The 24,207-nt window shown below is 66.0% G+C and carries 24 protein-coding genes, 1 tRNA gene and 1 pseudogene; 10 read left to right on the top strand and 16 right to left on the bottom strand.

Going from position 1 to position 24,207, the window contains the following annotated elements:
• Nucleotides 1–31 precede the first annotated feature (31 nt).
• Complete coding sequence (locus FHT02_RS13145; protein WP_184088244.1) at nt 32–727, bottom strand: aspartate/glutamate racemase family protein; 696 nt, start codon at nt 725–727, stop codon at nt 32–34.
• A 102-nt stretch (nt 728–829) separates the two neighbouring features.
• Nucleotides 830–1,576 carry a CAF17-like 4Fe-4S cluster assembly/insertion protein YgfZ gene (gene ygfZ, locus FHT02_RS13140; protein ID WP_184088243.1) on the bottom strand — a complete coding sequence of 249 codons (747 nt, stop codon included), beginning with the start codon at nt 1,574–1,576 and terminating at the stop codon, nt 830–832.
• Nucleotides 1,577–1,620: 44 nt separating this feature from the next.
• On the opposite strand from ygfZ, the gene FHT02_RS13135 reads away from it, so the two are divergent.
• Nucleotides 1,621–2,946 carry a dihydroorotase gene (locus FHT02_RS13135; protein WP_184088241.1) on the top strand — a complete coding sequence of 442 codons (1,326 nt, stop codon included), beginning with the start codon at nt 1,621–1,623 and terminating at the stop codon, nt 2,944–2,946.
• Between the two features lie 75 nt (nt 2,947–3,021).
• Nucleotides 3,022–3,816 carry an energy transducer TonB gene (locus FHT02_RS13130; RefSeq protein WP_184088239.1) on the top strand — a complete coding sequence of 265 codons (795 nt, stop codon included), beginning with the start codon at nt 3,022–3,024 and terminating at the stop codon, nt 3,814–3,816.
• Here FHT02_RS13130 and FHT02_RS13125 read toward each other — a convergent pair.
• Nucleotides 3,813–4,094 (bottom strand): DUF1294 domain-containing protein, encoded by a 282-nt coding sequence (locus tag FHT02_RS13125; protein ID WP_184088237.1) that lies wholly within the window; start codon nt 4,092–4,094, stop codon nt 3,813–3,815. The two genes, FHT02_RS13130 and FHT02_RS13125, sit on opposite strands and share 4 nt — an antisense overlap.
• Before the next feature lie 55 nt (nt 4,095–4,149).
• Nucleotides 4,150–4,890 carry a DUF1134 domain-containing protein gene (locus FHT02_RS13120; RefSeq protein ID WP_184088235.1) on the bottom strand — a complete coding sequence of 247 codons (741 nt, stop codon included), beginning with the start codon at nt 4,888–4,890 and terminating at the stop codon, nt 4,150–4,152.
• 164 nt (nt 4,891–5,054) lie between these two features.
• On the opposite strand from FHT02_RS13120, the gene FHT02_RS13115 reads away from it, so the two are divergent.
• Nucleotides 5,055–5,144: transfer RNA gene (locus FHT02_RS13115), tRNA-Ser, on the top strand.
• A 130-nt stretch (nt 5,145–5,274) separates the two neighbouring features.
• Nucleotides 5,275–6,846, top strand: coding sequence for an aldehyde dehydrogenase (NADP(+)) (locus FHT02_RS13110; RefSeq protein WP_184088233.1), 1,572 nt, complete (start codon nt 5,275–5,277; stop codon nt 6,844–6,846).
• A gap of 239 nt (nt 6,847–7,085) precedes the next feature.
• Here the strand turns inward: FHT02_RS13110 and FHT02_RS13105 are convergent, their stop codons facing one another.
• The 3 genes and pseudogenes from FHT02_RS13105 to FHT02_RS13095 form a co-directional block, all read right to left on the bottom strand.
• Nucleotides 7,086–8,156, bottom strand: a complete 1,071-nt coding sequence (locus FHT02_RS13105; protein ID WP_184088231.1) for a galactose-1-epimerase — start codon at nt 8,154–8,156, stop codon at nt 7,086–7,088.
• Nucleotides 8,153–10,621, bottom strand: a complete 2,469-nt coding sequence (locus tag FHT02_RS13100; RefSeq protein WP_184088299.1) for a glycoside hydrolase family 3 protein — start codon at nt 10,619–10,621, stop codon at nt 8,153–8,155. Before FHT02_RS13100 ends, FHT02_RS13105 begins: the two co-directional genes overlap by 4 nt.
• 83 nt (nt 10,622–10,704) lie before the next feature.
• Nucleotides 10,705–11,007: pseudogene (locus FHT02_RS13095) on the bottom strand (4a-hydroxytetrahydrobiopterin dehydratase); the annotation flags it as partial.
• Nucleotides 11,008–11,042: 35 nt separating this feature from the next.
• Between FHT02_RS13095 and FHT02_RS13090 the strand changes: the two are divergent.
• The 3 genes from FHT02_RS13090 to FHT02_RS13080 are packed head-to-tail and all read left to right on the top strand — an operon-like array spanning nt 11,043 to nt 12,651.
• Nucleotides 11,043–11,444, top strand: coding sequence for a metallopeptidase family protein (locus tag FHT02_RS13090; RefSeq protein ID WP_184088228.1), 402 nt, complete (start codon nt 11,043–11,045; stop codon nt 11,442–11,444).
• Nucleotides 11,441–12,010 carry a heme ABC exporter ATP-binding protein CcmA gene (gene ccmA, locus FHT02_RS13085; protein ID WP_184088226.1) on the top strand — a complete coding sequence of 190 codons (570 nt, stop codon included), beginning with the start codon at nt 11,441–11,443 and terminating at the stop codon, nt 12,008–12,010. The genes FHT02_RS13090 and ccmA overlap by 4 nt, the downstream gene beginning before the upstream one ends.
• The gene (locus tag FHT02_RS13080) at nt 12,007–12,651 is read left to right on the top strand and encodes a heme exporter protein CcmB (protein ID WP_184088224.1); all 645 of its coding nucleotides are present in this window, start codon (nt 12,007–12,009) and stop codon (nt 12,649–12,651) included. Before ccmA ends, FHT02_RS13080 begins: the two co-directional genes overlap by 4 nt.
• 6 nt (nt 12,652–12,657) lie before the next feature.
• Here the strand turns inward: FHT02_RS13080 and FHT02_RS13075 are convergent, their stop codons facing one another.
• Both FHT02_RS13075 and thrC read right to left on the bottom strand, forming a co-directional pair.
• Nucleotides 12,658–13,527 carry a class I SAM-dependent rRNA methyltransferase gene (locus tag FHT02_RS13075; protein WP_184088222.1) on the bottom strand — a complete coding sequence of 290 codons (870 nt, stop codon included), beginning with the start codon at nt 13,525–13,527 and terminating at the stop codon, nt 12,658–12,660.
• A complete protein-coding gene (gene thrC / locus FHT02_RS13070; RefSeq protein WP_184088221.1) occupies nt 13,524–14,915 on the bottom strand; it encodes a threonine synthase in 1,392 nt (463 codons plus the stop codon). Before thrC ends, FHT02_RS13075 begins: the two co-directional genes overlap by 4 nt.
• Nucleotides 14,916–15,324: 409 nt before the next feature.
• Between thrC and FHT02_RS13065 the strand changes: the two genes are divergently transcribed.
• A complete protein-coding gene (locus tag FHT02_RS13065; protein ID WP_184088220.1) occupies nt 15,325–15,894 on the top strand; it encodes a pseudouridine synthase in 570 nt (189 codons plus the stop codon).
• 108 nt (nt 15,895–16,002) lie between these two features.
• On the opposite strand, the gene FHT02_RS13060 is transcribed toward FHT02_RS13065, so the two are convergent.
• Complete coding sequence (locus FHT02_RS13060) at nt 16,003–16,344, bottom strand: hypothetical protein (protein WP_184088219.1); 342 nt, start codon at nt 16,342–16,344, stop codon at nt 16,003–16,005.
• Between the two features lie 201 nt (nt 16,345–16,545).
• Here FHT02_RS13060 and FHT02_RS13055 point away from each other — a divergent pair, with 201 nt between their 5' ends.
• Nucleotides 16,546–17,922, top strand: coding sequence for a transposase (locus tag FHT02_RS13055; protein WP_184088297.1), 1,377 nt, complete (start codon nt 16,546–16,548; stop codon nt 17,920–17,922).
• Between the two features lie 1,846 nt (nt 17,923–19,768).
• A complete protein-coding gene (locus FHT02_RS13050; protein WP_184088218.1) occupies nt 19,769–20,599 on the top strand; it encodes a 23S rRNA (adenine(2030)-N(6))-methyltransferase RlmJ in 831 nt (276 codons plus the stop codon).
• A 40-nt stretch (nt 20,600–20,639) separates the two neighbouring features.
• On the opposite strand, the gene FHT02_RS13045 is transcribed toward FHT02_RS13050, so the two are convergent.
• From FHT02_RS13045 to FHT02_RS13020, 6 genes are read right to left on the bottom strand one after another with little or no spacing between them, the layout of a single operon-like run.
• The gene (locus FHT02_RS13045) at nt 20,640–21,257 is read right to left on the bottom strand and encodes an SURF1 family cytochrome oxidase biogenesis protein (protein WP_184088217.1); all 618 of its coding nucleotides are present in this window, start codon (nt 21,255–21,257) and stop codon (nt 20,640–20,642) included.
• Nucleotides 21,257–21,661, bottom strand: coding sequence for a DUF983 domain-containing protein (locus FHT02_RS13040; protein WP_343056944.1), 405 nt, complete (start codon nt 21,659–21,661; stop codon nt 21,257–21,259). The genes FHT02_RS13045 and FHT02_RS13040 overlap by 1 nt, the downstream gene beginning before the upstream one ends.
• A gap of 1 nt (nt 21,662) precedes the next feature.
• Entirely contained in the window at nt 21,663–22,547 is an 885-nt protein-coding gene (locus FHT02_RS13035) for a cytochrome c oxidase subunit 3 (RefSeq protein WP_184088214.1), read from the bottom strand.
• A 31-nt stretch (nt 22,548–22,578) separates the two neighbouring features.
• A complete protein-coding gene (locus FHT02_RS13030) occupies nt 22,579–23,112 on the bottom strand; it encodes a cytochrome c oxidase assembly protein (RefSeq protein WP_184088212.1) in 534 nt (177 codons plus the stop codon).
• Nucleotides 23,109–23,279: a hypothetical protein gene (locus tag FHT02_RS13025; RefSeq protein WP_184088210.1), complete on the bottom strand. Its 171-nt coding sequence runs from the start codon at nt 23,277–23,279 to the stop codon at nt 23,109–23,111. Before FHT02_RS13025 ends, FHT02_RS13030 begins: the two co-directional genes overlap by 4 nt.
• Nucleotides 23,276–24,181 (bottom strand): heme o synthase, encoded by a 906-nt coding sequence (locus FHT02_RS13020; RefSeq protein WP_184088208.1) that lies wholly within the window; start codon nt 24,179–24,181, stop codon nt 23,276–23,278. Before FHT02_RS13020 ends, FHT02_RS13025 begins: the two co-directional genes overlap by 4 nt.
• Between the last annotated feature and the right edge of the window lie 26 nt (nt 24,182–24,207).

Here is a 24,207-nt window from a genome sequence, read left to right as displayed (position 1 = left end):
GCCGCTGAACCTGGGAACGGGGTTGGCAAACCTAGTCGGTCAGCGCGATCGCCACTGCGGCCTGTGCATGAAGAGCCGTGGTGTCGAACAAGGGGACCGCGCTGTCGTCAGGGCGCACCAACAGCATCAGCTCGGTACAACCCAGGATCACGGCCTCCGCACCATTCTGCACCAGGCGCGAGATGACACCTCTGCATGCTTCTCGCGAGGTTGGCAGCACCCGGCCACCAACAAGTTCGTCGTAGATGATCCGGTGAACAATAGCCCGGTCGATCTCACCGGGAACGATGACGTCCAATCCATGCCGATCGCGCAGCCGATCTTTGTAGAAGCTGTGCTCCATCGTAAAGGCGGTGCCAAGCAGCCCTACCCTGCGGATACCCGTGCTCTTGACTCGCTCCGCCGTTGGATCGGCGATATGGAGAAGGGGTATGCTGGTCGCCGCTTCGATCGCGGACGCCATTCGATGCATCGTGTTCGTGCAAATCAGCAGCATATCCGCACCAGCCGCTTCGAGCCGCTGTGCGGCATCCACCATCGAGGCCGTCAACCCGTCCCAGTCACCCCGCTGCTGGAGTGCTTCGACCTCTGAGAAATCAAAGGACCAGAGCAGGCACCGGGCAGACGCAGTCGCACCGAGCCGGTCGCGAACCCCCTCATTCAAAATGCGATAATATTCGGCAGAGCTTTCCCAGCTCATGCCGCCGATCAAGCCGATCATCCGCATGCCACGCTCCTTTGGCCGATCCTAAGGACCCGATTCGGGCATGCAAGCGCAACCGGGTGCAAGCGCACCGGCTTCTCTAGGCACTGTCCACGCCGCAGCCGATCAGGCGGCAGGTTCCGAGGCCGGAGCAAGTGCTTCCGCCAGCCAATCCGCGACCAGGGCATCGCCCAGCGCCTCCACCCGGCGCAACTCGACCATCAGCCCGAAATGCGGGTACACCGCGCGGGTGCGGTCGCCCGCTTCCGCCAGCGGCGCCACCACCAGGCGGCGGCTGACTTTGGCGCGATAGTGCATGCGGGCGGTGTTCTCCTGTCCGACATAGCAGCCCTTGGAATAGCTGACGCCGTTCAGCGGCTCGGCATTGCATTCGAGCCACAGCGTCTTGTCCTGGCCGAGCTCACCCGCGCCCTCGGTCACGCCAAGCGACAGGCGATGCGCGTGCCAGTCGAGCGCTGGCGCGCCTGCCGCTTCCCCAAGCCAGCGATAGCCCAATGCGGCCAGGCGCGGATCGTGCGCCCCTTGCCCGCTATTGCGCGACCAATGCGCGCCACCCTCGACCGGCTCAATCGCGATCGCCCGGCGCAGGCGGTACATGGTGAGCCGCCGCGCGAGCGTCTCGCGCTGCGTGGCCTCGCAATCGATCAGGACCGCATCGCCATCGTCCCAGAGGATGAAGTCGAACAGCGCCTTGCCCTGCGGTGTAAGCAGACCGGTCCATTGCGGCTGCCCGGGGGTCACGCGCGCGAGGTCCTGCGTAAGCAGCCCTTGCAGGAACCCGCGCACGTCCTCGCCCGAGATGCGGAGAAGCGCGCGGTCGGCGAGCCATGTGCCGGGGCTGGTTTCAGTCATGGCGAAAAGGTAGGAGGCGGCGGGCGCGGAAAGAAGAGGCAAACATGGCACGGATCGATCTGAAGCTGACGGGCGGGCGAGTGCATTTGCCGGGCGGGCCGGCGGACGTGGATGTGGGCGTCTCTGGTGGGCGCATCGTCGCCATCGGCAGCGTCGGCGACGCGGGTGCGACCGTCGACTGCACCGGGCTCGACATCCTGCCCGGCGTGATCGACAGCCAGGTCCATTTCCGCGAGCCCGGGCTTGAGGCCAAGGAAGACCTGGAAAGCGGTAGCCGTGCCGCGGTGCTGGGCGGCGTCACCGCGGTGTTCGAGATGCCGAACACCAAGCCGAATACCGACAGTGCCGGTGCGATCAACGATAAGCTGTCGCGCGCCAAGGGGCGGATGTGGTGCGATCACGCTTTCTATGTCGGCGCGACCAACCATAATGCCGATGCCCTTGCCGAGCTGGAGCGGCTGCCGGGTACGGCCGGCGTCAAGATCTTCATGGGCGCGTCGACGGGCGACCTGCTGGTTTCCGACGACGACAACCTTGCTCGCGTGCTCGCCTCGGGCAAGCGCCGCGTCGCGATCCATGCCGAGGACGAGGCGCGGATGAACGCACGGGCGGGCGAGCGGATCGAGGGCGATCCGCGCTCCCATCCCGTCTGGCGAGACGACGAAAGCGCCTTGCTGGCCACCCAGCGAATCCTGCGGCTGGCACGCGCGGCCAAGCGCCGCATCCATGTGCTGCACGTGACCACGCCCGCCGAGTTGGCGCTGCTGGGGCAGCACAAGGACATCGCCACCTGCGAAGTGACACCGCAGCACCTGACCCTGGCGGGCGAAGAGGCCTATCCGCGGCTGGGCACCTATGCGCAGATGAACCCGCCGATCCGATCTGGCGCGCACCGCGACGGGTTGTTCGAATGGCTGCGTCAGGGCGTGGTCGATGTGATGGGATCGGACCACGCGCCGCACACGCGCGAGGAAAAGGCCAGGCCCTATCCGGCGAGCCCGAGCGGCATGCCCGGCGTGCAGACGCTGCTGCCGCTGATGCTCAACCATGTCGCCGAAGGACGGCTGACGCTGCAGCGGCTGATCGACTTGACCAGTGCCGGGCCGCAGCGGGTATTCGGCATTGCCGGCAAGGGGCGGATCGCTGTTGGTTACGACGCCGACTTTACCGTGGTTGACCTGAAGGCGCGCTGGACGATCCAGGAAAGCTGGCTGGCGTCGAAATGTGGCTGGTCGCCTTTTACCGGCATGACGCTGACCGGCAGGCCGGTCGGCACCTTCATCCGCGGCGCGCAGGTGATGTGGGAAGGCGCGCTGGCGGACGCGGCCATCGGCGAGCCGGTGCGGTTCGAGGCCGTGGAGTTCGGTTGATCGCCTCTTTCGCTTGAGGTGGGGCTGCCTATCTGAAGGATCGAGCGGCCGCGCGGTGTGGCCGGAGATCCAGGCATGCCGTTCACTGCTTCCAGTAACGCCGACCGGACCAGAGCCGCTTTAGGCGCGTCGGCGCTGACGGTCGCGCTGGGCGCGGGGCTGATCTGGGGTTTGGCCGTCCACCGGACGGCGCGCGAACCGGCGGCGTTGGCGGTGTTCCAAGTGCCGCCCGCCGTTGTGCCGCCCGAAAAGCCCAAACCCGTTCAGCCGCGCCGGCGGACCGGCAGGCCGGAAGGGGAAGCGTCGCCGCCGAACCTGCGTGCCGAACCGACCGAAGTGGTTGCGCCAACGCCTGTGATCCCGCTTCCCGTGAAGCCCCCCGTCGTCGCTGCGCCGATCGCAGGCACCGGCGCGATGCCTTCGGCGGGCAGTGCCGACATTCCGGGTCCGGGCTTCGGCAGCGGTGGTGTCGGCAAGGGCCGGGGCAGCGGCGGTGCTGGCGATGGCGACGGCGACGGTGGCGGGCGAGAGGAGACGCCGCCCGAATGGGTCCGCGGGCGGATACGCGACTCCGACTTTCCCGACGCACTCGCGGAGACCGGCATCGGCGGCACGGTGGGGGTGCGCTATACCGTCTGGACCGATGGCCGCGTCGTGGATTGCGAGATCACGAAGTCGAGCGGCAGCCGGTTGCTCGACGCTACCACCTGCCGGCTTATCCGCGAACGCTTCCGCTTCAGGCCGTCGCGTGATCGGCAGGGGCGTGCCGTTGCCGCGACAATCGTGGAAAACCACAGCTGGATGGTCGAGCAGCTGCCGCCCGATCCGGCGCCTGCGCCACGACGGCGACGCGGGCTGTTCGGGCTTTAAATAGCGAACGTCCAGGCGAGCCCGGCGATCGCACCCAGCTGCACCATCGCGACAAGCTGAAGATAAGTGGAGAAGGGTTGCTTGCGCGTCTTGTGCCGAAACAGGTGCCGGGCAAGGAACGCGGCCGGGGTGCCGCCGAACAGGGCAAGCGTGAGCAGGTCCCGCTCGGGAACCCGCCGCTTGCCGGCGACCGCACGACGTTTGTCGTCGCGGAAGCGCAGCAGCGTCCAAAAATTGACTGTAAGCAGGCTGGCCAATGCGAGCGGCAGGATAGTCATACCGCGGAACGACGCGGGACAACTATGATCCCACGCGCGGTTTGATCGTGGGGTGTCAGAAGGGCAGCCAGCGCTGCTTCTCGCTGAACTTCATGTACCCGGCGTTCACGCCCAGCCGCCAGCCGACGCCCAGCCGCACCGGGATCAGCACCACATCGCCGCGACGCATGTAGCTTGCCGAGAACCCGCCGACGAAATAGGCGCGGCCCTCGCCGGACGGGAACCGCTTGTAGAGCTCCTGGCTGTCGTAGAGATTATAAACGAGCACGAACACCTTGTTAGCGTCGCCGCCAACGTCGAAGCCGATCGAGGGGCCGGTCCAATAAACCGGGCGCTCGCCTTCGATGCGGTGGAACATGCGACCCGAGCCATAGCGTAGCCCGACGCCGATGGCGCCCGCCGCCTCGCTGCCCGCGATATACGCGTTGGGGCGCCCTTGATCCTTCAGGATGTTCTCGAGGAGCCCGGCAAGACCCGAGGCCCCCTTGCCGAACACGCCTTCCGCGGCGCTCAACAACTCGTCCTGCTCAAACGTGTCGGTCGCCCGTTCGCGCGCGTTGGTGGCAGGTGCGGCCTGCACCGGCGCAGCAGGTTGCGGCCGCGGCTGTGCGGGTTCCGGTTCGCGATACGGGCCATAGTCCGAAGGAGCAGGGCCGTCCTGCCGGACTGGCGGCGTGTCTAGGTCCGAATCGATCGCGGTGTTGGGATCGATGGTCGTCATCTGCGCCGTGGCGGGCACCGCCGCCAACCCGATCAGCGCCGCCGCCACGCCCGAGAACCACTTGCCGATACGCATAGCCGATTGCCCCAAAACCCCGGAATTTACTGGTGCACCATAGAGCCGGGCCACTGACGCTACAATGAACAGGCGGCACGGAGGAGCAATTTAGCACCTTCTCGTTTCTTCCCGTTGATCCCCGGAAAATCCGTCGCTATAGCGCTCGACCTCTAGCCCCTTCCGGAGACGTGGGTGAGTGGCTGAAACCAACGCTTTGCTAAAGCGTCATACGGGAAACCGTATCGAGGGTTCGAATCCCTCCGTCTCCTCCACCGGCGCGCGGGCTATCACCATCATCACCGATCACGCGCCACATTCGCTGGTCAGCGGCATTGAACGGGCGCGCAGCTAGGCCTAAGTCGCGGTCCTGTTACCGGTACCGTTGAGATTGGAGTTCTAGAGATGGCGCTGACTGGAGAATTGTTCATCGCGGCGAAGCGCGTGAAGCGGGATGGCCCGGGCTTCAAGGCGATCGCCGCCGCGACGGGCCAAGAGATCGAGCCGAGCTTCAGCAACGCGACGACCGAGGACCTGGAAGCGGCCTGCGCGGCGGCCCAAGCGGCGTTCCTGCCTTATTCCAACCTGCCACGTGAACAGCGCGCCGCCTTCCTCGAAGCCATCGCCTCGGAAATCGAAGCGCTTGGGGACGCGCTGGTGGAACGCGCCATGCAGGAAAGCGGCCTGCCTCAGGCGCGCCTGACCGGTGAGCGCGGCCGCACCGCCGGCCAGCTGCGCCTGTTCGCCAAGGAGCTGCGCCTGGGCGACTATCTGCGCGTGCGCATCGATCATGCGATCCCGGACCGGGCTCCGCTGCCCAAGCCCGATCTGCGCCTGCGCATGGTGCCGCTCGGCCCGGTCGCGGTGTTCGGCGCCAGCAACTTCCCGCTCGCCTTCTCAGTAGCGGGTGGTGACACCGCCGCGGCGCTTGCCGCCGGCTGCCCCGTGGTGGTGAAGGGGCACAGCGCGCATCCCGGCACGTCCGAGATGGTCGCGGGCGCGATCCTCAAGGCTGCCGAGCAGACCGGCATGCCCGAAGGCGTGTTCTCGCTGGTAAACGGCATCGGCAACGAGATCGGCGGCGCGCTGGTCAGCGATCCGCGCATCAAGGCGGTGGGCTTCACCGGCTCACGTGGCGGTGGCCTGGCGCTGATGAAGCTGGCCCAGGCCCGCCCGGTGCCGATCCCTGTCTACGCCGAGATGAGCAGCGTGAACCCGGTGTTCTTGCTGCCCGCAGCGCTGGCGTCGCGCGCCGAAGCGCTGGGCAAGGCGTATGTCGCCTCCGTGACGATGGGTGCCGGCCAGTTCTGCACCAATCCCGGTCTGGTGCTGGCGATCGAGGGCCCCGATCTGGAGCGCTTCTTGGAAACCGCTTCGGAAGCGATGACCGGCTCCGCCGGCGCGACCATGCTGACCCCGGGCATCCACAAGGCCTATGAAAGCGGCGTCGCCAAGCTCGCCTCGGCCCCTGCGCTCAAGCTGCTGGCGCAGGGTCAGGAGCCGACCGGCCCGACCTGTGGCCGCGGTGCGCTGTTCACCATGACCGGCGCGGACTTCATCGCCGATCCCAGCCATGCCGAGGAAGTGTTCGGCGCAAGCTCGCTGCTGGTGCGCTGTGCCGATGTCGAAGAGATGCTCAAGGTCGTCGGCTTGCTCGAAGGGCAGCTGACCACCACGCTACACCTTGATGACGCCGATACCGAAATCGCGCAGCGGCTGGTGCCGGTGCTCGAGCATCTGGTGGGGCGCATCCTGTGCAATGGCTGGCCGACCGGCGTCGAAGTGACTGACGCAATAGTTCATGGCGGTCCGTTCCCCTCGACCTCGGACGGACGCAGCACGTCGGTGGGTACGCTGGCGATTGACCGCTTCGTGCGGCCGGTGTCGTACCAGGACCTACCCGAAGCCCTGCTTCCGGCTGAACTGCGCGAAGACACCACCACTCCGCGCCGCGTCGACGGCAAGCCGACGGTTTAAGCGCTCTGGCCTCCCCTCCGCGTAAGGGGGACCAAGGGGCGGATTTCAGCGCCGGCCGAGGCTCAATGTCTCGGCCGGCGCCTTCGTGCGCCAAAAGATTGCATAAGCAGTCTCCGGCGAAGGCCGGAACCCGGCTGCAACGCGGTTCGAGACGGCAGCCGTCCCTCCGAATGCGTCGAGCCTGAGCCGCGGCATGCGCCGGGGAACCAAGTAGGGTGTCGTTCCGGGTGGGTGTGGGGTCAGTCTAGCGGAAACGCCGCTTCCGCCGTCTCCGCCACGCGAAAGCGTAGCGCGATCTCGTGCCGGTACGTCTGCCCCGGATCGAGTCGCGCAGAAGGAAACTCCGGCTGGTTCGGGCTATCCGGGAACCGCTGCGGCTCCAGGCATAGCCCGTCATGCGCGCCATAAACCCGCCCGCTGGTCCCGGGCGCACCGCCCGCCAGGAAGTTGCCGGTGTAGAGCTGCACGCCGGCCTCGGTGGAATGCACGTCCATCACTCGTCCGGAATCAGGATCGAACAGCGTCGCGATCCGCCGCACGCTGCCGAAGTGTCCATCGAGCACGAAGTTATGGTCATACCCCGCCCCGATGCGAAGCTGCTCGTCCTCCACTGCGATGTCTCGGCCCACCGCATGCGGCGTACGGAAGTCGAACGGGGTGCCGCCGACCGCCTGCAAGGCGCCGGTCGGGATTTGCGTCACGTCCACGGGAGTGAAGCGCGCTGCCGGAATTTGCAGCAGATGGTCTAGGATCGTTGCCCCGCTCGCCTCGCCGCTCAGGTTGAAATAGCCATGCGAGGTCAGGTTTACGATTGTGGGCTTATCGGTGGTGGCGGTCAGCACGATCGCCAGCCCGTCTTCCTCCAGCGCGTAGCGTACCTGCGCGCGTAGCGTGCCGGGGAAGCCGTTGAATCCGTCCGGGCTCTCCACGCTGAAGGTCACCGAGTGCGCGTCCTGCGCCTCGACTCGCCAGAACTGCTGATCGAACCCCAACGGGCCCGAATGCAGGCTGTTGGGGCCATCGTTGCACGCCAGCTGGTACGCGCTGTCGTCCAGCGTGAAGCGCCCGCCCCCGATCCGGTTGGCGTAGCGGCCGGCGATCGCGCCGTAGAACCGCGGTGCTCCCCGATACGCCTCCAGGTCCTTGAAACCGAGCATCACGTTCGCGGGCATGCCGTCGCGATCGGGCACTTCCAGGATGCGCAGCGTCGCGCCCAGATTGAGAAACTGGGCGCGAAAGCGGCCACGGGCGAGTTCCACCGTCTCGATGGTCCCGCCCGCTACCCGGACCTCGGGCGCTCCGCCGCTCACTTTGCGCCGGGGCACATCGCGGTTGCGGGGGCGGAGACGATGCGGATGTCGGCGATCGACACCGTCAGCGGCCCCGATGCCTGCACCACGAAAGGCGCGGTGACCTTGGTCAGGTCGACGCCGTTGGTCTGGTAGCATTTCAGCGCGATATTGGCGGTGCGCCAGGTGCCGGTCTGGCCGGTGAACAGGCTGGTCGCATCAATCGCGCCGGTGTTGGTGCCGCCTTCCATCAACAGCTTGGCCGAACCGGTAGCGGCGCGGTCGAGCTTGTAGCTGATCTGGAGCGACAGGTCGGCATTCGACTCGCGCACCAGGTCCAGATTGCCGCCGCCGATGCGCAGCGTCGCCGGGCCGCTCGGCCAGGTCAGCTGCAATGCGCCTTCCTGTGTCTGCGGGCCATCGACCGGACGGCGGGTGATGCGGCTGTCGGTCGCAAGCGAGAACGGTGCAGGCGCCGCGCCCTTGGCGAAGAAGGTGCTGGTGTTTGCCATTGATGGGTCAATGCCGGACACTTCGCTCAGCTTCGCCACCTTGCCCGGCTTGGCATAGCTCAGGCCATAGCCCAGCGGGAACAGCGGATTGTACCCCGGCTTGCCCTTGTTCAGGTTGAACTGCGCCGCCGTCTTGGGCCAGCTGTACGACAGACGCCCGGTGAAGTCGCGGCGGGCCTTGCCGGCGGCGTTGCCGATCAGCACGTCGGCCACGCCGGCACCTTCGCTGCCCGGCAGCCAGGCGGCGACGAACGCGTCCGACGCATTGAGCTCGGGGTTCACCCACAGCGGGCGGCCCGACAGGAACACCGACACCACCGGCACGCCTGCATCCTTGTAGCGCTTGAGCAGCGCCAGCGCCTGCTTGTCGCCCGGCTGGAATTCCAGCGTGCGCACGTCGCCGCGCATTTCGGCATAAGGCTGTTCGCCGAACACGACGATCGCAACATCGGGCTGCGCGGTGAAGTTGCCGTCGGGCGAGTAGGTCGCGGTGCCACCGCCGGCTTCCACGGCCTTGCGGATGCCCGAAAAGATCGTTTCGCCATTGGGGAACAGCTCGTTGCCGTTGCCGTCGCCCTGCCAGCTAAGCGTCCAGCCGCCAGTCTGAAGCATCATCGAATCGGCGCCGGGGCCGGCGACCAGCACCCGCGCGCTGGCCTTGACCGGCAGCACGCCGTTGTTCTTGAGCAGCACCAGCGATTTGGCGACCGCTTCGCGCGCTACGGCACGGTGCTCAGGCGCGCCGAGCACGCCCGGCTTGCCCTCAAACGGCCGCTCCGCCGCGAACAGGCCCATCTTGGCCTTCACGCGCAGGATACGGCGCACTGCGTCGTCGACGCGCGCCATCGGCAGCGATCCGTCGCGGACATGGGCCAGTGTCGAATCGTACAGCCCCTTCCAGCTATCGGGCGCCATCGCCATGTCGAGCCCGGCGTTGAACGTCGCCGCGCAATCGGTGTTGGTGCAGCCCGGAATCTGGCCATGGCCGTTCCAGTCGCCGACGATGAAGCCCTGAAAGCCCATGCGGTCCTTCAGCACGCCGGTCAGCAGCGACTTGTTGCCGTGCATCTTGGCGCCGTTCCAACTGGAGAAGGACGACATGACCGTCAGCGTGCCGGCATTCACCGCGCCCGGATAGCCGGCGTTGTGGGTCTTGATCAGCTCGGCTTCGGACACGCGCGCGTCGCCCTGATCGATGCCGTTGAACGTGCCGCCATCGGCCAGGAAGTGCTTGGCCGACGCCGCAACCTTGCCCTTTTGAATGCGGTCGGTGGTGTTCGGCTCGCCTTGAAGCCCGCGGATCATCTCACCGGCGTAGCGGCGGACGATCGCTGGATCCTCCGAATAGCCTTCATAGGTGCGGCCCCAGCGATCGTCCTGCGGCACCGCCAGCGTGGGGCCGAACGCCCAGTCGATCCCCGCCGCTGCAGTCTCGGCGGCGGTCGCGGCGCCGATGCGGCGGATCAGCGCGGGATCGTTGGCGGCGCCCAGCGCGACGTTGTGTGGGAAGATCGTCGCACCGATCACGTTGTTGTTGCCGTGCACCGCGTCGACCCCGAACATCAGCGGGATGGGAACATGGCCGGGCCGCTGCTCCTGCGCGATCGCCCGGAAGGCGCGGGCGGTCGCCACCCATTCGGCCTGGCCCGCGCGATCGTCGCCCGCCAGCGGCGGCGAGTTGCCGCCCGCGAGGATCGAACCCAGCGGATAGCGGCGCAGATCCTCGGGCTTGATGCTGGCAATGTCGGCCTGGATCATTTGCCCAACCTTTTCCTCGACGCTCATCTGCGCGAGAAGGTCGGACACCTTCTTTTCGGTCTGCGCGTCGATCAGCCCCTGGCTCTTGGCCGCTGGCCACTTGGCGGGCGTGGCCACGGCCGGGTTTCCCGACAGCGCTGTCGGCGCTTGCTGCGCCAAGGCCGGCATGGCCCAGAACATGGTTGTCGTCAGCAACAGCTTCACGCCAGGCCGCATCATACTCTCCCTGTGTTTGTTATGCGTCGGGATAAACGATGATCGTGCCTCAAGTCCACGGCGCCGTGCTCGTGCGGCTATCGCTAGAGGAGCAGGCGCTCGATTGCGTGCGCCATGTCTATGTCGCGCTGCGAGAGTCCCCCGGCGTCGTGCGTGGTCAGCAGGATATCAACCCGGTTCCAGACATTGGACCATTCGGGATGGTGGTCCGCCTTTTCGGCGAGCAGCGCGACGCGGGTCATGAAGCCGAAGGCCTGGTTGAAGTCCGCGAAGGTCAGCCGCCGCGTGATCGCGTCGCGCGCGGGTTCGTGAGTCCAGTGCGCTAACTGCGCCAGCGCTGCGGCGCGTGCTTCCTCGCTCAACCGTTCCACCATGACAGCCTCCTTGCCGCGCCTTTGCCGCTCCGCCTATGGACTTGGCCATGAACGGGCAAGCGCCAACCCATGCACCCGACGCCGCAGTGATCGAAGCGTTGGCGCGTGCCGCACTGGCGCGCATCCCGGAGCCCTTTGCGCGGCATCTGCACGATGTCGTGCTGGTGGTCGAGGAGTTCGCCGATGTGGAAACGCTCAACGCGCTTGGCATTGACGATCCGTTCGAGCTGACGGGACTGTATCACGGCCAACCGGTGGGGGAGAAGTCGGCCTTCGATTCCGGAACGCTGCCTGACCGAATTCATCTCTACCGGCGCGCGCTGCTCGATGAGTGGGTCGATACCGGGGTTTCGCTGGAGGCCTTGGTCAGCCACGTGGTGGTGCATGAAGTGGGGCACCATTTCGGATTATCCGACGACGACATGCACGCGCTTGAGGATGGCGAATGAGCGCTGCGCTGGCGTTCGAGGATGTTGCGTGCGTGCGGGGCGGGCGATTGTTGTTCGAGGAGGTCGGTTTCGCGCTCGGGCCCGGAGACGCGCTGCTGGTGCGCGGGCCCAACGGGGTTGGCAAGTCCAGCTTGATTCGGATCGCGGCGGGGCTGCTGCCACCTGCTGCGGGTACGGTTCGGGTTGACGGCGGGCGGGCACTGCTGGCGGAGGGGATTGCGCTGGATTCCGAGCTTTCGCTGGGGGAAGCGTTGCGGTTCTGGGCGGGGTTGGAGGGGCGTGGCCACTATCTGGTCGACGCGGAAAACAGGGTCGGCTTGCGTAGCTTGAGTCGCGTGCCGGTGCGGTTGCTGTCGACGGGGCAGCGGCGGCGGGCCGGATTGGCGCGAGTGATTGCGAGCGGGGCGCCGGTGTGGCTGCTGGACGAACCGGCTAACGGATTGGACTCAGGCGCTATTTCGATGCTGGAGGACATCGTCGCGCGGCATCGCGCCGAAGGCGGCATCGCCGTGGTCGCGACGCACCAGCCCATAAGCCTGCCGGGCGCGCAGGAACTCACGCTGTGAGCGCGTGGCTGCGGATCGTGCTGCGCGAGGTGCGGCGGGCGTGGAGCAGCGGCGGATTGCTGCTTCCGGTCGCGTTTTTCCTGTTGGTTGCGATCCTTTTTCCGTTCGGGATAGGCCCCGACGCGCGATTGCTCGCCCGCATCGCCCCAGGCGCGGTGTGGGCGGCGGCGCTGCTCGCCGCACTGTTACCAGTCGAGCGGCTGGTCGCGCCGGATCTGGAGAGTGGCGTGCTCGACCAGTTCGCAGTGCGCGGGATTCCCGACGGCAGCGTCGCCGCAGCCAAGATCGCCGGACACTGGCTGGGGTTCGCGCCGCCGCTGCTCGTGGCAACGATCGTCGCGGCGGCGCTGCTGCATCTGCCCGAGGCGGCGCTGCCGGCGCTGCTGGCGAGCCTGGCGATCGGCACGCCCGGACTTGCGGCGCTGGGCGTGGCCACCGCCGCGCTGGTGGCGGGGCTGCGCGGGGCAGGCGCGCTCGCCGGGCTGATCCTGCTGCCCTTTGCCGTGCCGCTGCTGATCTTTGGCGTGGGCGCAGCGTCGGGACAGCCGGGCGCGATCAAGCTGCTGGGCGCGGTCAGCCTGTTGCTGGTGGCCGGGTGCCCCGCCGCGGCGGGCGCCGCGATGCGGATGGGGCGGTCCTGAGCCCGCTCAGCGGCTCCAGCGCGCGAAGATCGCGGTGGGCAGCATCAGCCCGCGCGCTTCCTCGCGAACGGTCAGTTCGCCGGCTTCCACCGTGCCGCCCAGATCGGCGAAATGCTGGCGGACCAGTTCGCCGATCGCCAGCGCCGACATCCGCACGGCATAGACGGTCAGGAACAGGAAGCGCGACTCCGCGTCGAGCAACTGGCGGCAATCGGCGACGAGGCCGGGCAGCCCTTCTTCGAGCTTCCACACTTCGCCATTGGGGCCACGGCCCCATTTGGGCGGATCGAGGATGATGCCGTCATAGCGCCGCCCGCGCCGAATCTCGCGCGCGACGAACTTGCCCGCGTCGTCGATCATCCAGCGCGTGGGCTTGTCGGCCAGGTTGGACAGGACGGCGTTCGCCTTGCCCTCCGCCACCGATTTCTTGGACGCGTCGACATGGGTGACCTTGGCCCCCGCCGCCGCCAGCGCAAGCGTGCCCACGCCGGTATAGCCGAACAGGTTCATGCATTCGGGCGCGTCCATGCCGGCGACCCGGCCGCGCATCCAATCCCAGACCGGCGCCATGTCCGGAAAGAAGCCGAGATGGCGAAACGGCGTGTTCTGCGCGGTGAAGCGCACTTCACGCCATGACAGCGGCCAGCCCTCACGCGGCACGTCCCGGGCGAACTGCCAGCGGCCGCCGCCATCCTCGTCAGATCCGGGGATGAACTCCGCGTCGGCATCCCATTCGTCCGATGCCGGCGCCCACATCGCCTGAGGTTCGGGGCGGATGAAGCGGAAGCGGCCATAGCGTTCGAGCTTGCGGCCATGGCCGCTGTCGATCAGGCCATAGTCCGCCCAGGGCTCGCCGGTCATCGTCACCAGGTTCATGGCCGGGGGATCGCCCGTTCCGCGATGTAGCTGCTGACCGCCTGATAGGTGCCGGGCAGCGTGTCATAGCGTTCCTCACGCTGGTGCAGGTCGCCGACCCGCGCAGGCACCGTCGGGCGCACGCCCGTCGCGCGTTCGACGGCATCGGCGAACTTGGCCGGATGCGCGGTGGCCAGCGTGACGATCGGCGTGGCCGGATCGAGCCCGCTGGCGCGCGCCGCCGCCAGCCCGATCGCGGTGTGCGGATCGATCACCTGGCCGGCTTCGGCATAGGCCCAGCGCATCGCTTCGTTCATGCCATCCGCATCGACGGCGTTGCTGGCGAAGAGCCCGGCGGCGCCGTCGCGCTGCGCATTGGTAAGCTGCATCGCGCGGGCAGCCTCGAACCCGCGCATCTGATCGCCGATCGGCGCGCCGGCGAGATCGAACAACAGCCGCTCGAAATTGGAGCTGACCTGGATGTCCATGGAGGGCGCGGCGGTGGGAGTGACCGTGCCGGTCGAATAATCGCCCGACGACAGCGCGCGGTGGAGGATGTCGTTGATGTTGGTGGCGACGATCAGCTTGGCGACCGGCAGACCCATCTTCGCCGCGACATAGCCGGCGAACACGTCGCCGAAATTGCCGGTGGGCACGGAGAAGGCAACGGGTTTATCCGGCGCGCCCAGCCGCACGGCGGCATAGAAATAATAGACCACCTGCGCCATCAGCCGGGCCCAATTGATCGAGTTCACCGCCGATAGCTGGAAGCGCCCGGCAAAGCGCGGATCGTTGAACATCGCCTTCACCAGCGCCTGCGCATCGTCGAAGCTGCCGTCGATGGCGATGTTGTGAACGTTGGGGGCGAGCACGGTGGTCATCTGCCGCCGTTGGACTTTGGACACGCGCCCCTTGGGGTGGAGCATGAAGATGTCGACGCCGATGCGCCCGGCGACCGCGTCGATCGCGGCGCTGCCGGTATCGCCGGACGTGGCCCCGACGATGGTCAGCTGAGTGCTGCCGCCCGCGAGGAAGCGTTCGAACAGCTGGCCAAGCAGCTGGAGCGCGACGTCCTTGAAGGCGAGCGTGGGGCCGTGGAACAGTTCGAGCAGCCAGTTGCGGTCGTCGAGCTGAACCAGCGGCGTCACCGCGGCATGGGCGAAGCGGCCATAAGCGGTGGTGCACAAAGTGCGCAGCGCGTCTTCATCCAGGTGCGGGCCGACAAAGGGCAGCATCACCCGGACGGCGGTTTCGACATAAGACAGGCCGGCAAAGGCGGCGATCTCGTCCCTGGTAAAGGCCGGCCATTGTTCGGGGACATACAGCCCGCCGTCGCTGGCGAGCCCGGTCAGGGTCGCTTCTCGGAAGCCGAGCAAAGGCGCGGCGCCGCGGGTGCTCTGATAGCGCATGGCTTCCCGGTTAGCGGGCGGGGCGGAGCGTCACAAGATAGGCAATGTTTAGCGCGGGTATCGGTGGGGGTGGGAGACTTGCGACGCGGGTGGAGGGTTAATCGCCACGAGCGAATGGTCTTGTGGCGGTCCCCCTCTCCATTCCGGGGGGATCAGGCCGTGAACCCATAAGCGCGACGGCAGGAAGCACCCCAGGTGCAGACGCTCAGGACCGGGGTGCGCGCTCTCCAAATGCGGACGCCCATTCAGGCGACGCGGCGTCGCTGGAACCGGGCCGATAGCTGAACGGCCGATCCCCGTTGAGAAAACAGGAAACCCGACCGACAGTTTCCGGGTGGGTCCGGGCGCAGCCTGTCGGGCGCGGCATGCGCCAGAAGACATAGCCGCAGCCGAACGATATGAGCGCAGGATGACCCGGCTGCTACTGTTCAACAAACCTTTCGGGGTCTTGTCGCAATTCACCGACCGCGGATCGCCGACGCTCCGGTCGACATTGTCGGACTTCATTGCGGTGAAGGGCGTCTATCCCGCCGGGCGGCTCGATCGCGACAGCGAGGGCCTCCTGTTGTTATGCGATGATGGGCGGCTGCAGGCGCGCATTGCCGATCCCCGCTTCAAGATGCCCAAGACCTATTTTGTGCAGGTTGAAGGTGATCCGCAGGAGCCGGAATTGGAGCGCTTGCGGCAGGGCGTCCGGCTCAAGGATGGCATGACCCTGCCTGCCGATGTTGCGCGCATCGACGATCCCGACCTGTGGCCGCGCGACCCGCCGATCCGCCAGCGCAAACTCATCCCCGACAGCTGGCTGAAAATCACCATCCGCGAAGGGCGCAACCGGCAAGTGCGCCGCATGACCGCGGCGGTCGGGTTGCCCACCCTGAGGCTGGTCCGCTGGTCGATCGGCGACTGGTCTGTCGCCGGGATCACGCCGGGCCAGTTCGAGGAAGGCTCTAGCCCGGGCGAGGTCGTGAACGCATAGCGGCCCGCTGTTGGCAACGCACCTGAATGTCCGAGGGTGGGTGGAGAGCGGCAGAGCGGCTTTCGGGAGCGCTAAGGGGATAGCTGTCGTTGCGGCTAGGTGCACCCGTCAGCGCCGGCATACCTCGTCTTCTGCATACCATCCGGGAAGCCTCTGCTCAGCTTCATAGGGCACAATGGGAAGGCTGGGCTCGATTGAAGCGACGCCTGCGATAACATGGAAACGCCAGTAACTGCTCCAATTGCCCGAAGGCGCGATATAGCGAACTTCACCGCACACGATCCCGCTCTTCGGAACTGCTAAGTTACGAAATTCCGGATTGGGGCCGCCCGGTGCTTGAACCGCCTTCGCGACCTCCTGCTTGGCAGCCGAGATGTCCGCGCCAGCATCACACCCTGTCATTCCGAAGAATGATGCAAAGCCTATCACCTTGAGAGCCCGCTTACTCATCAGCGGAGCATGTAGCGGAAGCACATTGACCGCAACTGCGGCGACAGCGATCCAATAGGACGATAAACACATGTCTGCTTTTCGGTTAGTGCACTTCGTCGGTGCGAACGTCTGATTGTGGGCGATTGTGTTGAAAAAGGCTCGCTTGCAGTGGTGTCGGCGGTCTGATTCAATCGCCGCAAGGTGAGCGGAGATGAGCCGATGATGGGCGAGCGGACGGTGGCGCAGGAGGCGCTGTTCTACAGCTTCAGCCTTGAGCGGCATGTGCCGGCGGACCATCTGCTGCGCTCGATCGACCGGTTTGTGGACCTATCGGGCATCCGCGAGGAGCTGAAACCCTTCTACAGTAACACGGGGCGCCCCTCGATCGATCCGGAGCTGATGATCCGGATGCTCATCATCGGCTATTGCATGGGCATCCGGTCCGAGCGGCGGCTGTGCGACGAAGTGCATCTGAACCTGGCCTATCGCTGGTTCTGCCGGTTGGGGCTGGACGGCGACGTGCCCGACCACTCGACCTTCTCGAAGAACCGGCACGGGCGCTTCCGCGACAGCGACCTGTTGCGCCGGTTGTTCGAGACAACGGTCGCACGTTGCATGGCCGAGGGGCTGGTGGGTGGCGAAGGGTTTGCGGTCGACGCCAGCCTGATCCGCGCCGATGCCAATCGTCAGACCGGCGGTCCGGGCAGCGATGGCATGCCGCCGGACGCCGACAGCCGTGCGGTACGCGAGTATTTCGCCGTTCTCGACGATGCCGCGTTCGGCGCCGCGACCCCGGTGGTGCCCAAGTATCTGGCGCCGGCCGATCCGGCATCGCGCTGGACCAGCGCGCATCGCGGGCCGGCCTTCTACGCCTACTCGACCAACTACCTCATCGACCTCGATCACGCCGTCATCATGGACGTGGAAGCGAGCACCGCCGTGCGTCAGGCCGAGGTGACCGCGTGCAAGCGCATGATCGCGCGGGTGCAGGACCGCTTCGGCGTCTGGCCCGAGCGGCTGGCGGCCGATACCGCCTACGGTTCGGCGGAGATGCTCGCCTGGCTGGTCCACGAGCGTGACATCCAGCCGCACATCCCGGTGTTCGACAAGTCCGCCCGCCGCGACGGCACGTTCGAGCGCGATGCCTTCATCTACGACCATGACGACGACAGCTACGTCTGCCCTGGCGGCAAGCGCCTGCGCCCCAGGAACCGCAACTTCGCAACCGCTCGGGGCGATGTCGGCCAGGACGGCTTCATCCGCTATCGCGCGCGACAGCAGGACTGCGGTGGCTGCGCCTTGCGGGAACGCTGCACGCCCAACATGCCCGCGCGCAAGGTCACCCGCTCGATCCACGAAGGGGCTCGCGACCTTGCCCGCGACATCGCCACCACCGACGCTTACGTCACTTCGCGGCGCCAGCGAAAGAAGGTCGAGATGCTGTTTGCGCACCTCAAACGCATCCTAAAGCTCGACCGATTGCGCCTGCGCGGTCCAAACGGTGCCAGGGACGAGTTCCATATGGCAGCCACCGCCCAGAACCTCCGCAAGATGGCCAAGCTTATCCCGTTGGCGACACAGCCACTACCCGCCTGAGCCGGTCGACGCTGTACCGCGCAACTTGGCCGCAGCTTGCCTCCGGTCCGCACCCCGACTTCTTCAACACAATCGGGCGGAAGCGGACAGGCAGCTATCAGGCAGAGGGGTAGCCGCTACAGCCGTTGCGAATTGCCCGAAGTACCGGCATCAACTGGCTCGTGCGCGGTGGTGGGAAGTCTGATGTTTACTCGTCGTAGTGTGCTTGGTTCGGGGTTGTCGGCCATGTCGTTCGTAGCATTGCCTGCGGCGTCTCAGGTCGCCCCGCGTGGTATGGCGCCGCCCCCGCCGTCCTCTGACGCCTATGGCTTGAAGAGCATTTTCGGGCCTTCTTTTGAGTATGAGCCGGTACTTCGGGCGCTTGGGGAGCCCGCGATTCTGGACGAAGCGGTCAGATTAGACGAAGCAACATTCAGAATAACCGAAAGCTATTCCTTTCGTCGCCCAAGGTCCGCCAGGATCATCTTCCTTCCTGGCGCCGAGGTCAGCGCAATGGCCGTCATAAAGCAGTACGGCACTGCTCTGTTAGCCGAGAAACCCACTTCATCGATCCGTGTCTTCGGTGCTCGAGAAAGCTTGAAGATACGCGAATTGGTTGATGATGAAGAGCGGTTTTGGAACGCCTCACCAAGCCCGCCAGACTGGAGCGAGATCTCATGTAGGGGGCGAAATGGCGGTCAACCTTGCGTTCCCGCGACGGATGGAGGAGCTTCCCTGCTAGAGGGCCGAGTAGGCGCGAAGGCGCACGCTATTTTACGCAGAAATCCTTCGGCAACTGAGCTCGTTCAGGAGATTGCTAAGCTCGTTTTCTAGCGCCTAGAAGGCAATTCCAGCAGGCAGGTGCGCCACCTATCGATGCTCCGACTTTCGATCATGACCAAAGCGGATGTGCCCCGCTACCCTAAAAGATGAACAAACGTCGGCTTGCAGGCAAGCTCTGGGCGGGCGCCATTGACGGGAATTGGGGCGACTGCGGTCCGGCGGTTTTTGGATCATTTGGACGTTAAGCAGACCTTCCCTGCACGGAATTTGGACATGCAGGAGCTAAGTCGCGTTCACGCCATTGCCCTTGGGAGACGATGAATGTTGGCGGTTCTTCTGACGCTTGCTGCCGCTGTGACAGACAAGGAGGTGATCGCCAGATTCGATGATCCCGCTGCCAGGCGGGAGGGGATCGTGGCTGAGCAGATCGCGCGCCCGGCAACGATCTTAGCGGAGTCGTTCGCCGACGCCTTGGTAGAAGCAGAGAGGCTAACCTCTTGGGGCCCTCAGGATCCAACAAGCTCAGAGCCCGGCAGCCGGTTGGAATGGCGAGCTCGACATGCCGCTAACGGCCGAGAAGTTGTGGTCTATTTCTCTCCAGCCAAACAGTCGGTGTGCAGGATACGCCGGCAACGAGGAGGTTTGTCCGATGTTCATTGGCGAGCCATTCGATGGTGCGCCGCTTCGCTTGGCAGCACGCTCCCTGCGGAGCGGGCACCGCCTATTCGCGCCAACTGACGGCAGCTTCGAGGACCGTCGTCTCTAGGGCTGAATGGCTGACTCTGGGCGCTTCCTGCCGTTTTCACATTTGTGAGTCTACGGCCGAGGTATCAGCGGCACGCGGGACCGAGGAGGCCGTTTGGCGGGTGCCTGGGAAACGGTTGCCAGGATTGCCGATCACCGCTGGCCCTGCTGCCGGTTGCCGCCGGCCGCGAAAGCTGATTTGAGGCTTCGCGCAGAGGGGCTTTGACGCCCTTCGCCCGGCGCATACGGGCTCCGGATCGGTTGCTTCAAATCGTCTCGCGATCGGCTTCCTCGCCCAGTAGCGCGTACAAAGGCACATCGGCAGGGTTTTGGATCTTCAATGAATTATCGCCATTCCTTCCATGCGGGCAACAGCGCCGATGTCGTGAAGCATAGCCTGTTGATTGCCCTTGTCCGGGCCTTGCAGCAAAAACCGGGCGCGTTGACCCTGATCGACACCCATGCCGGGTGCGGGCTCTACGACCTCGGCGGCGAGCAGGCCCAACGCACCGGCGAAGCCGCACAAGGCGTGTTACGGGCCTTTGCCGACCCGAACCCCTTGTTGGGCGACTATCGCGCCGCCGTACAGGCGGTGAATGTCGGGGCAGAGCCGCGCCTCTACCCCGGCTCGCCACGGTTCCTCGCGCAGCTCTTGCGCCCACAGGACGGGCTGATCCTCAATGAAAAGCATCCTGAGGACGCGCACGCCCTGCGCGGCGCGATGCGCGGTACGCCTGCCGCCGTGCATGCGCGCGATGCTTACGAGCTTTGGCTGGCGATGCTTCCGACCCGAACGGCGCGCGGCGTGGTGGTGGTCGATCCGCCGTACGAGCAGACAGACGAACGCGACCGCATCACAGCCACCCTCGCCGCGGCGTACCGCAAATGGGCGCATGGCGTGATCGTAATCTGGTATCCGCTGAAAGACCGTGCGACGCATCAGCGTTGGAAGAACAAGTTGCGTACGCTCGGTATCCCGAAATTCATGGCCGTGGAGCATTGGTTGTATGATGCCGATCAGGCCGGCATCTATAACGGCGCGGGCCTTTTCATCGTCAATCCGCCCTATGCGTTCACGCAGGCGCTGTCGCCTCTGCTGGAAGCCCTTCGCGCGGCGCTGGCACCAGAAGGGCATCGAGGCGAGATCACAGCGGATTGGTTGGACGATTGATAACGACCCATCTCGGTCGTTCGATTTACGAGACTAACGCTTAGATGGAGACAGGCCGGGTGCGGTTTCGCAGGCGGAGGGCCAAGACGTAGATCACCGTCGCTACGGCGGCGAACAGGAACCATTGCACGCCATAGGCAAGATGGTTGTTCGGCACCGAGGACAGGTCGGGCGCGGCGTTCGCGGCGAGGCCGGGCGGGGGCGTGTCGGCGACCAGCATCAGGCGCTGGGGCGTGTGGTCGAACAGGGCGGCAACCATCGGGCGGCTGTCGGGTGCGTGGCTGAGATAGCCCTGGACCATGCCGCCCTTCCACACCGGCTTGGCCAGCGGATCGCGGGTAGTGCCCAATTGCACGGTCATGCCGGGGCCCTCCGCGCCGGTGCGGCATTCGACGATCCAGCGGAAGCCGGCGGCGCCCGCGCCTTCGATCCTGCCCGAAAGCGGTTGGAGGCACATGGCCGACACGCGGCGGAACAGCAGCCGATCATCGGTGGTGCGCGGGAAGGCGATGGGCGGCTTGGCCGGGTTGGCCGCGAGCTGTTCGAGAAAGGCCAGCTTCTTGGGACGGCGATCGGCCAGCTGCCACACGCCGAGCCCGATCATCGCCGCCACCGCCAGCATGACCAGGAGTGTGGGAATGATGGGCACGCGCCGCATCAATTGTCCTTCCGGATGCGGCCTTCGCGCGCCTTGTTGCGGAATTCGAGCGCGAGCAGCCAGCCCTTGGCGATGCGCAGGGTGAGCACGGTCATGATGAGGCTGAGCGGCAGCCAAAGCAGGGCATGGACCAGGAAGCCGGGTTCGAAGGCGAGCTCCACGACGACCGCCAGGATGGTGACGATCGTGCCGATGCCCAGCGTCAGGAACACCACCGGCCCGTCGCCGACATTGAAATCGCGAAAATCGAGGCCGCAGTTCGAACAGGTATCGGCAAAGGCGAGATAGCTGCGGAACAGCGTCTTGGCGCTGCAGCGCGGGCACACGCCCTGGAGCCCGGAAGCAATCGGGGGAGGCAGCTGGTCGCCACCTCCCCCGGCAGGAGTATTGGATTGTTCGGTCACGTCAGCCGGCGTGGACCGGCGCGCCCCAGCCGCCCCAGACATAGATCGACGCGAACAGGAACAGCCACACCACGTCGACGAAATGCCAGTACCAGGCAGCGGCTTCGAAGCCGAAATGCTGGCGCGGGGTGAAATCGCCCTTGTACACGCGGATCAGGTTCACGATCAGGAAGATCGTGCCGACCAGCACGTGGAAGCCGTGGAAGCCAGTCGCCATGAAGAAGGCGCCGCCATAGCTGGAGCCGCCGTCGCTGCCCGCCTTGAAGGGGAAGGGGGCGTGCATGTATTCATACGCCTGAATGCAGCTGAAGATCAGGCCGAGGATGATCGTCACCCACAGGCCCTTTTTGACGCTGTCATTCTCGCCGACGCCCAGCAGACCCCAGGCGCCGCGCAGCGCGCCGCCGCGCTCGTTGTGGAGCAGGCCGTGATGCGCCCAGGTGACGGTGCAGCCCGAGCAGAGCAGGATCAGCGTGTTGAGGAGCGGGAACTCCCAGGCGTTGATGACTTCCATGCCCTTGGGCGGCCATTGGCCGGCAACGGCCTCCACCGTGGAGGGAAACAGCGAATAATCGAACCAGGCCCAGAACCAGCCGACGAAGAACATCACTTCGGAGGCGATGAACAGGATCATGCCATAACGCAGGTGCAGCTGAACCACCGGCGTGTGATCGCCGCGATTGGCTTCCTTTATCACGTCGGCCCACCAGCCGAAAAAGGTGATCGCGATCAGCGCCACGCCGGCGAAGAACACCAGCCCGCCCGAGGCCACCGAATGCATCCACATGATGCCGCCGGCGGCGAGCACCAGTGCCGCCATCGACCCGAAAAACGGCCAGATGCTCGGCGGCAGGATGTGATATTGGTGGTTCTTCGCTCCAGCCATGGTCCGTCCCTGTTCCTTGCTTTGCCGTTGCTTAGCTTGCCGTCTTGCCGGAATCCACCGGGTAAAATGTATAGGAGAGCGTGATCTCCTCAACGTCCCGGGTATCGGGATCGTTCAGGATCGCCGGATCGACGAAGAAGATCACCGGCATGCGCACCGTCTCGCCGGGCTGCAGCGTCTGCTGGGTGAAGCAGAAGCACTGGATCTTGGTGAAATACTTGCCGGCCACGGTGGGCGTCACGTTGAAGGTGGCGGTGCCGGTGACCGGGGTCTTGCCGGTATTGCTGGCCGTGAAAAACGCCATGTCGCGGCCGCCGATATCGATCGTGTCGGCGCGGCGTTCGGGCTGGAACTTCCACGGCATGCCCTGGGCGACGTTGCTGTCGAAGGCGACGGTGATTTTTTGCCCGACCCGACCCGGCGCGCGGCTGCCGCGCTGGGTGGTGCCGTCGAGCCCGGTCGCCTGGCAAAACATGCGGTAGAGCGGCACGCTGGCGAAGCCCAGCCCGGTCATCGAGCACACGCCGACGGCGGCGAACAGCGCGGTGCGCAGGTTGCGGTTCACGGCGCGTGGCCCTGGCTGATCTTCACCAGCGAAATGGCGAACACCAGGGCGACAAAGGCGAACAGCAGCACCGCCATGACGCGCGCGCGGCTTTGCTGGCGCGCGCGGATCACCTGGCTTTCGGTCAGCGCCTTGGGCGCGGAGAGAAGATCGTCACGCTTGGTCATGCGAACCACCGGTCGGCGACCAAAGCGCCGAAGATGAGGAACAGATACAGAATCGAGTATTTGAACAGGCGCTTTTCGGGCACCATGGTATCGTCCTGGGCCGAAGTGCGCGTGGCGACTTGCAGCGCAAGCGCCAGGAACACTGCGTTCAGCAGCACCGCCGACCAGCCATAGAGCGCGCCGGCCAGGCCAAGCGGCCAAGGCGCCATCGCCGCCGCGATCATCGGCAGGGTGTAGATGCCGATCTGCGTTCGCGTCACTCGCTCCCCGGCGACGACCGGCAGCATCGGCACGCCGGCATTGGCGTAATCGGTCTTCACGAACAGCGCGAGCGCCCAGAAGTGCGGCGGAGTCCACAGGAAGATCAGCGCGAACAGGAGCACGGGCAGCAGCGCGACGTCGCCGGTCGCCGCCGCCCAGCCGATCAGCGGCGGGAAGGCGCCGGCGGCGCCGCCGATCACGATGTTCTGGGGAGTGCGGCGCTTGAGCCAGATGGTGTAGATGAAGACGTAGAACAGGATCGAGGCGGCAAGGATCACCGTCGCGGCCAGGTTGATCGCGAAATACATCAGCCCCAGGCTGAACCCGGCCAGGCCGACGCCGAAATGCAGCGCGGACTGGCGGTCCATGCGCCCCGCGGGCAGCGGCCGCCCGGCGGTGCGCCGCATCTTGGCGTCGAGATCGGCCTCATACCATTGGTTGAGCGCGCCCGCCGCGCCGGCGCCCAGCGCGATGCACAGGATCGCAGTGAAGCCCAGGATCGGGTGGATCGGCACCGGCGCGGCAAGCATGCCGCACAGCCCGGTGAAGACGACCAGGGTCATCACCCGCGGCTTGGTCAGCGCAAGGAAATCGCGCCAATCGGCGGGCAGGGCAGCGGGCGAGGCGAGGGTGCTGGGCATGACTCGGCTATGGCTATAGGAGCGCA

Origin of the sequence: Sphingomonas xinjiangensis, assembly GCF_014199255.1 — a bacterium.
GTDB lineage: Bacteria > Pseudomonadota > Alphaproteobacteria > Sphingomonadales > Sphingomonadaceae > Sphingomonas > Sphingomonas xinjiangensis.
The sequence above is the reverse complement of the archived record's forward strand: the minus strand, read 5'-3'. Positions and strand labels throughout refer to the sequence as shown.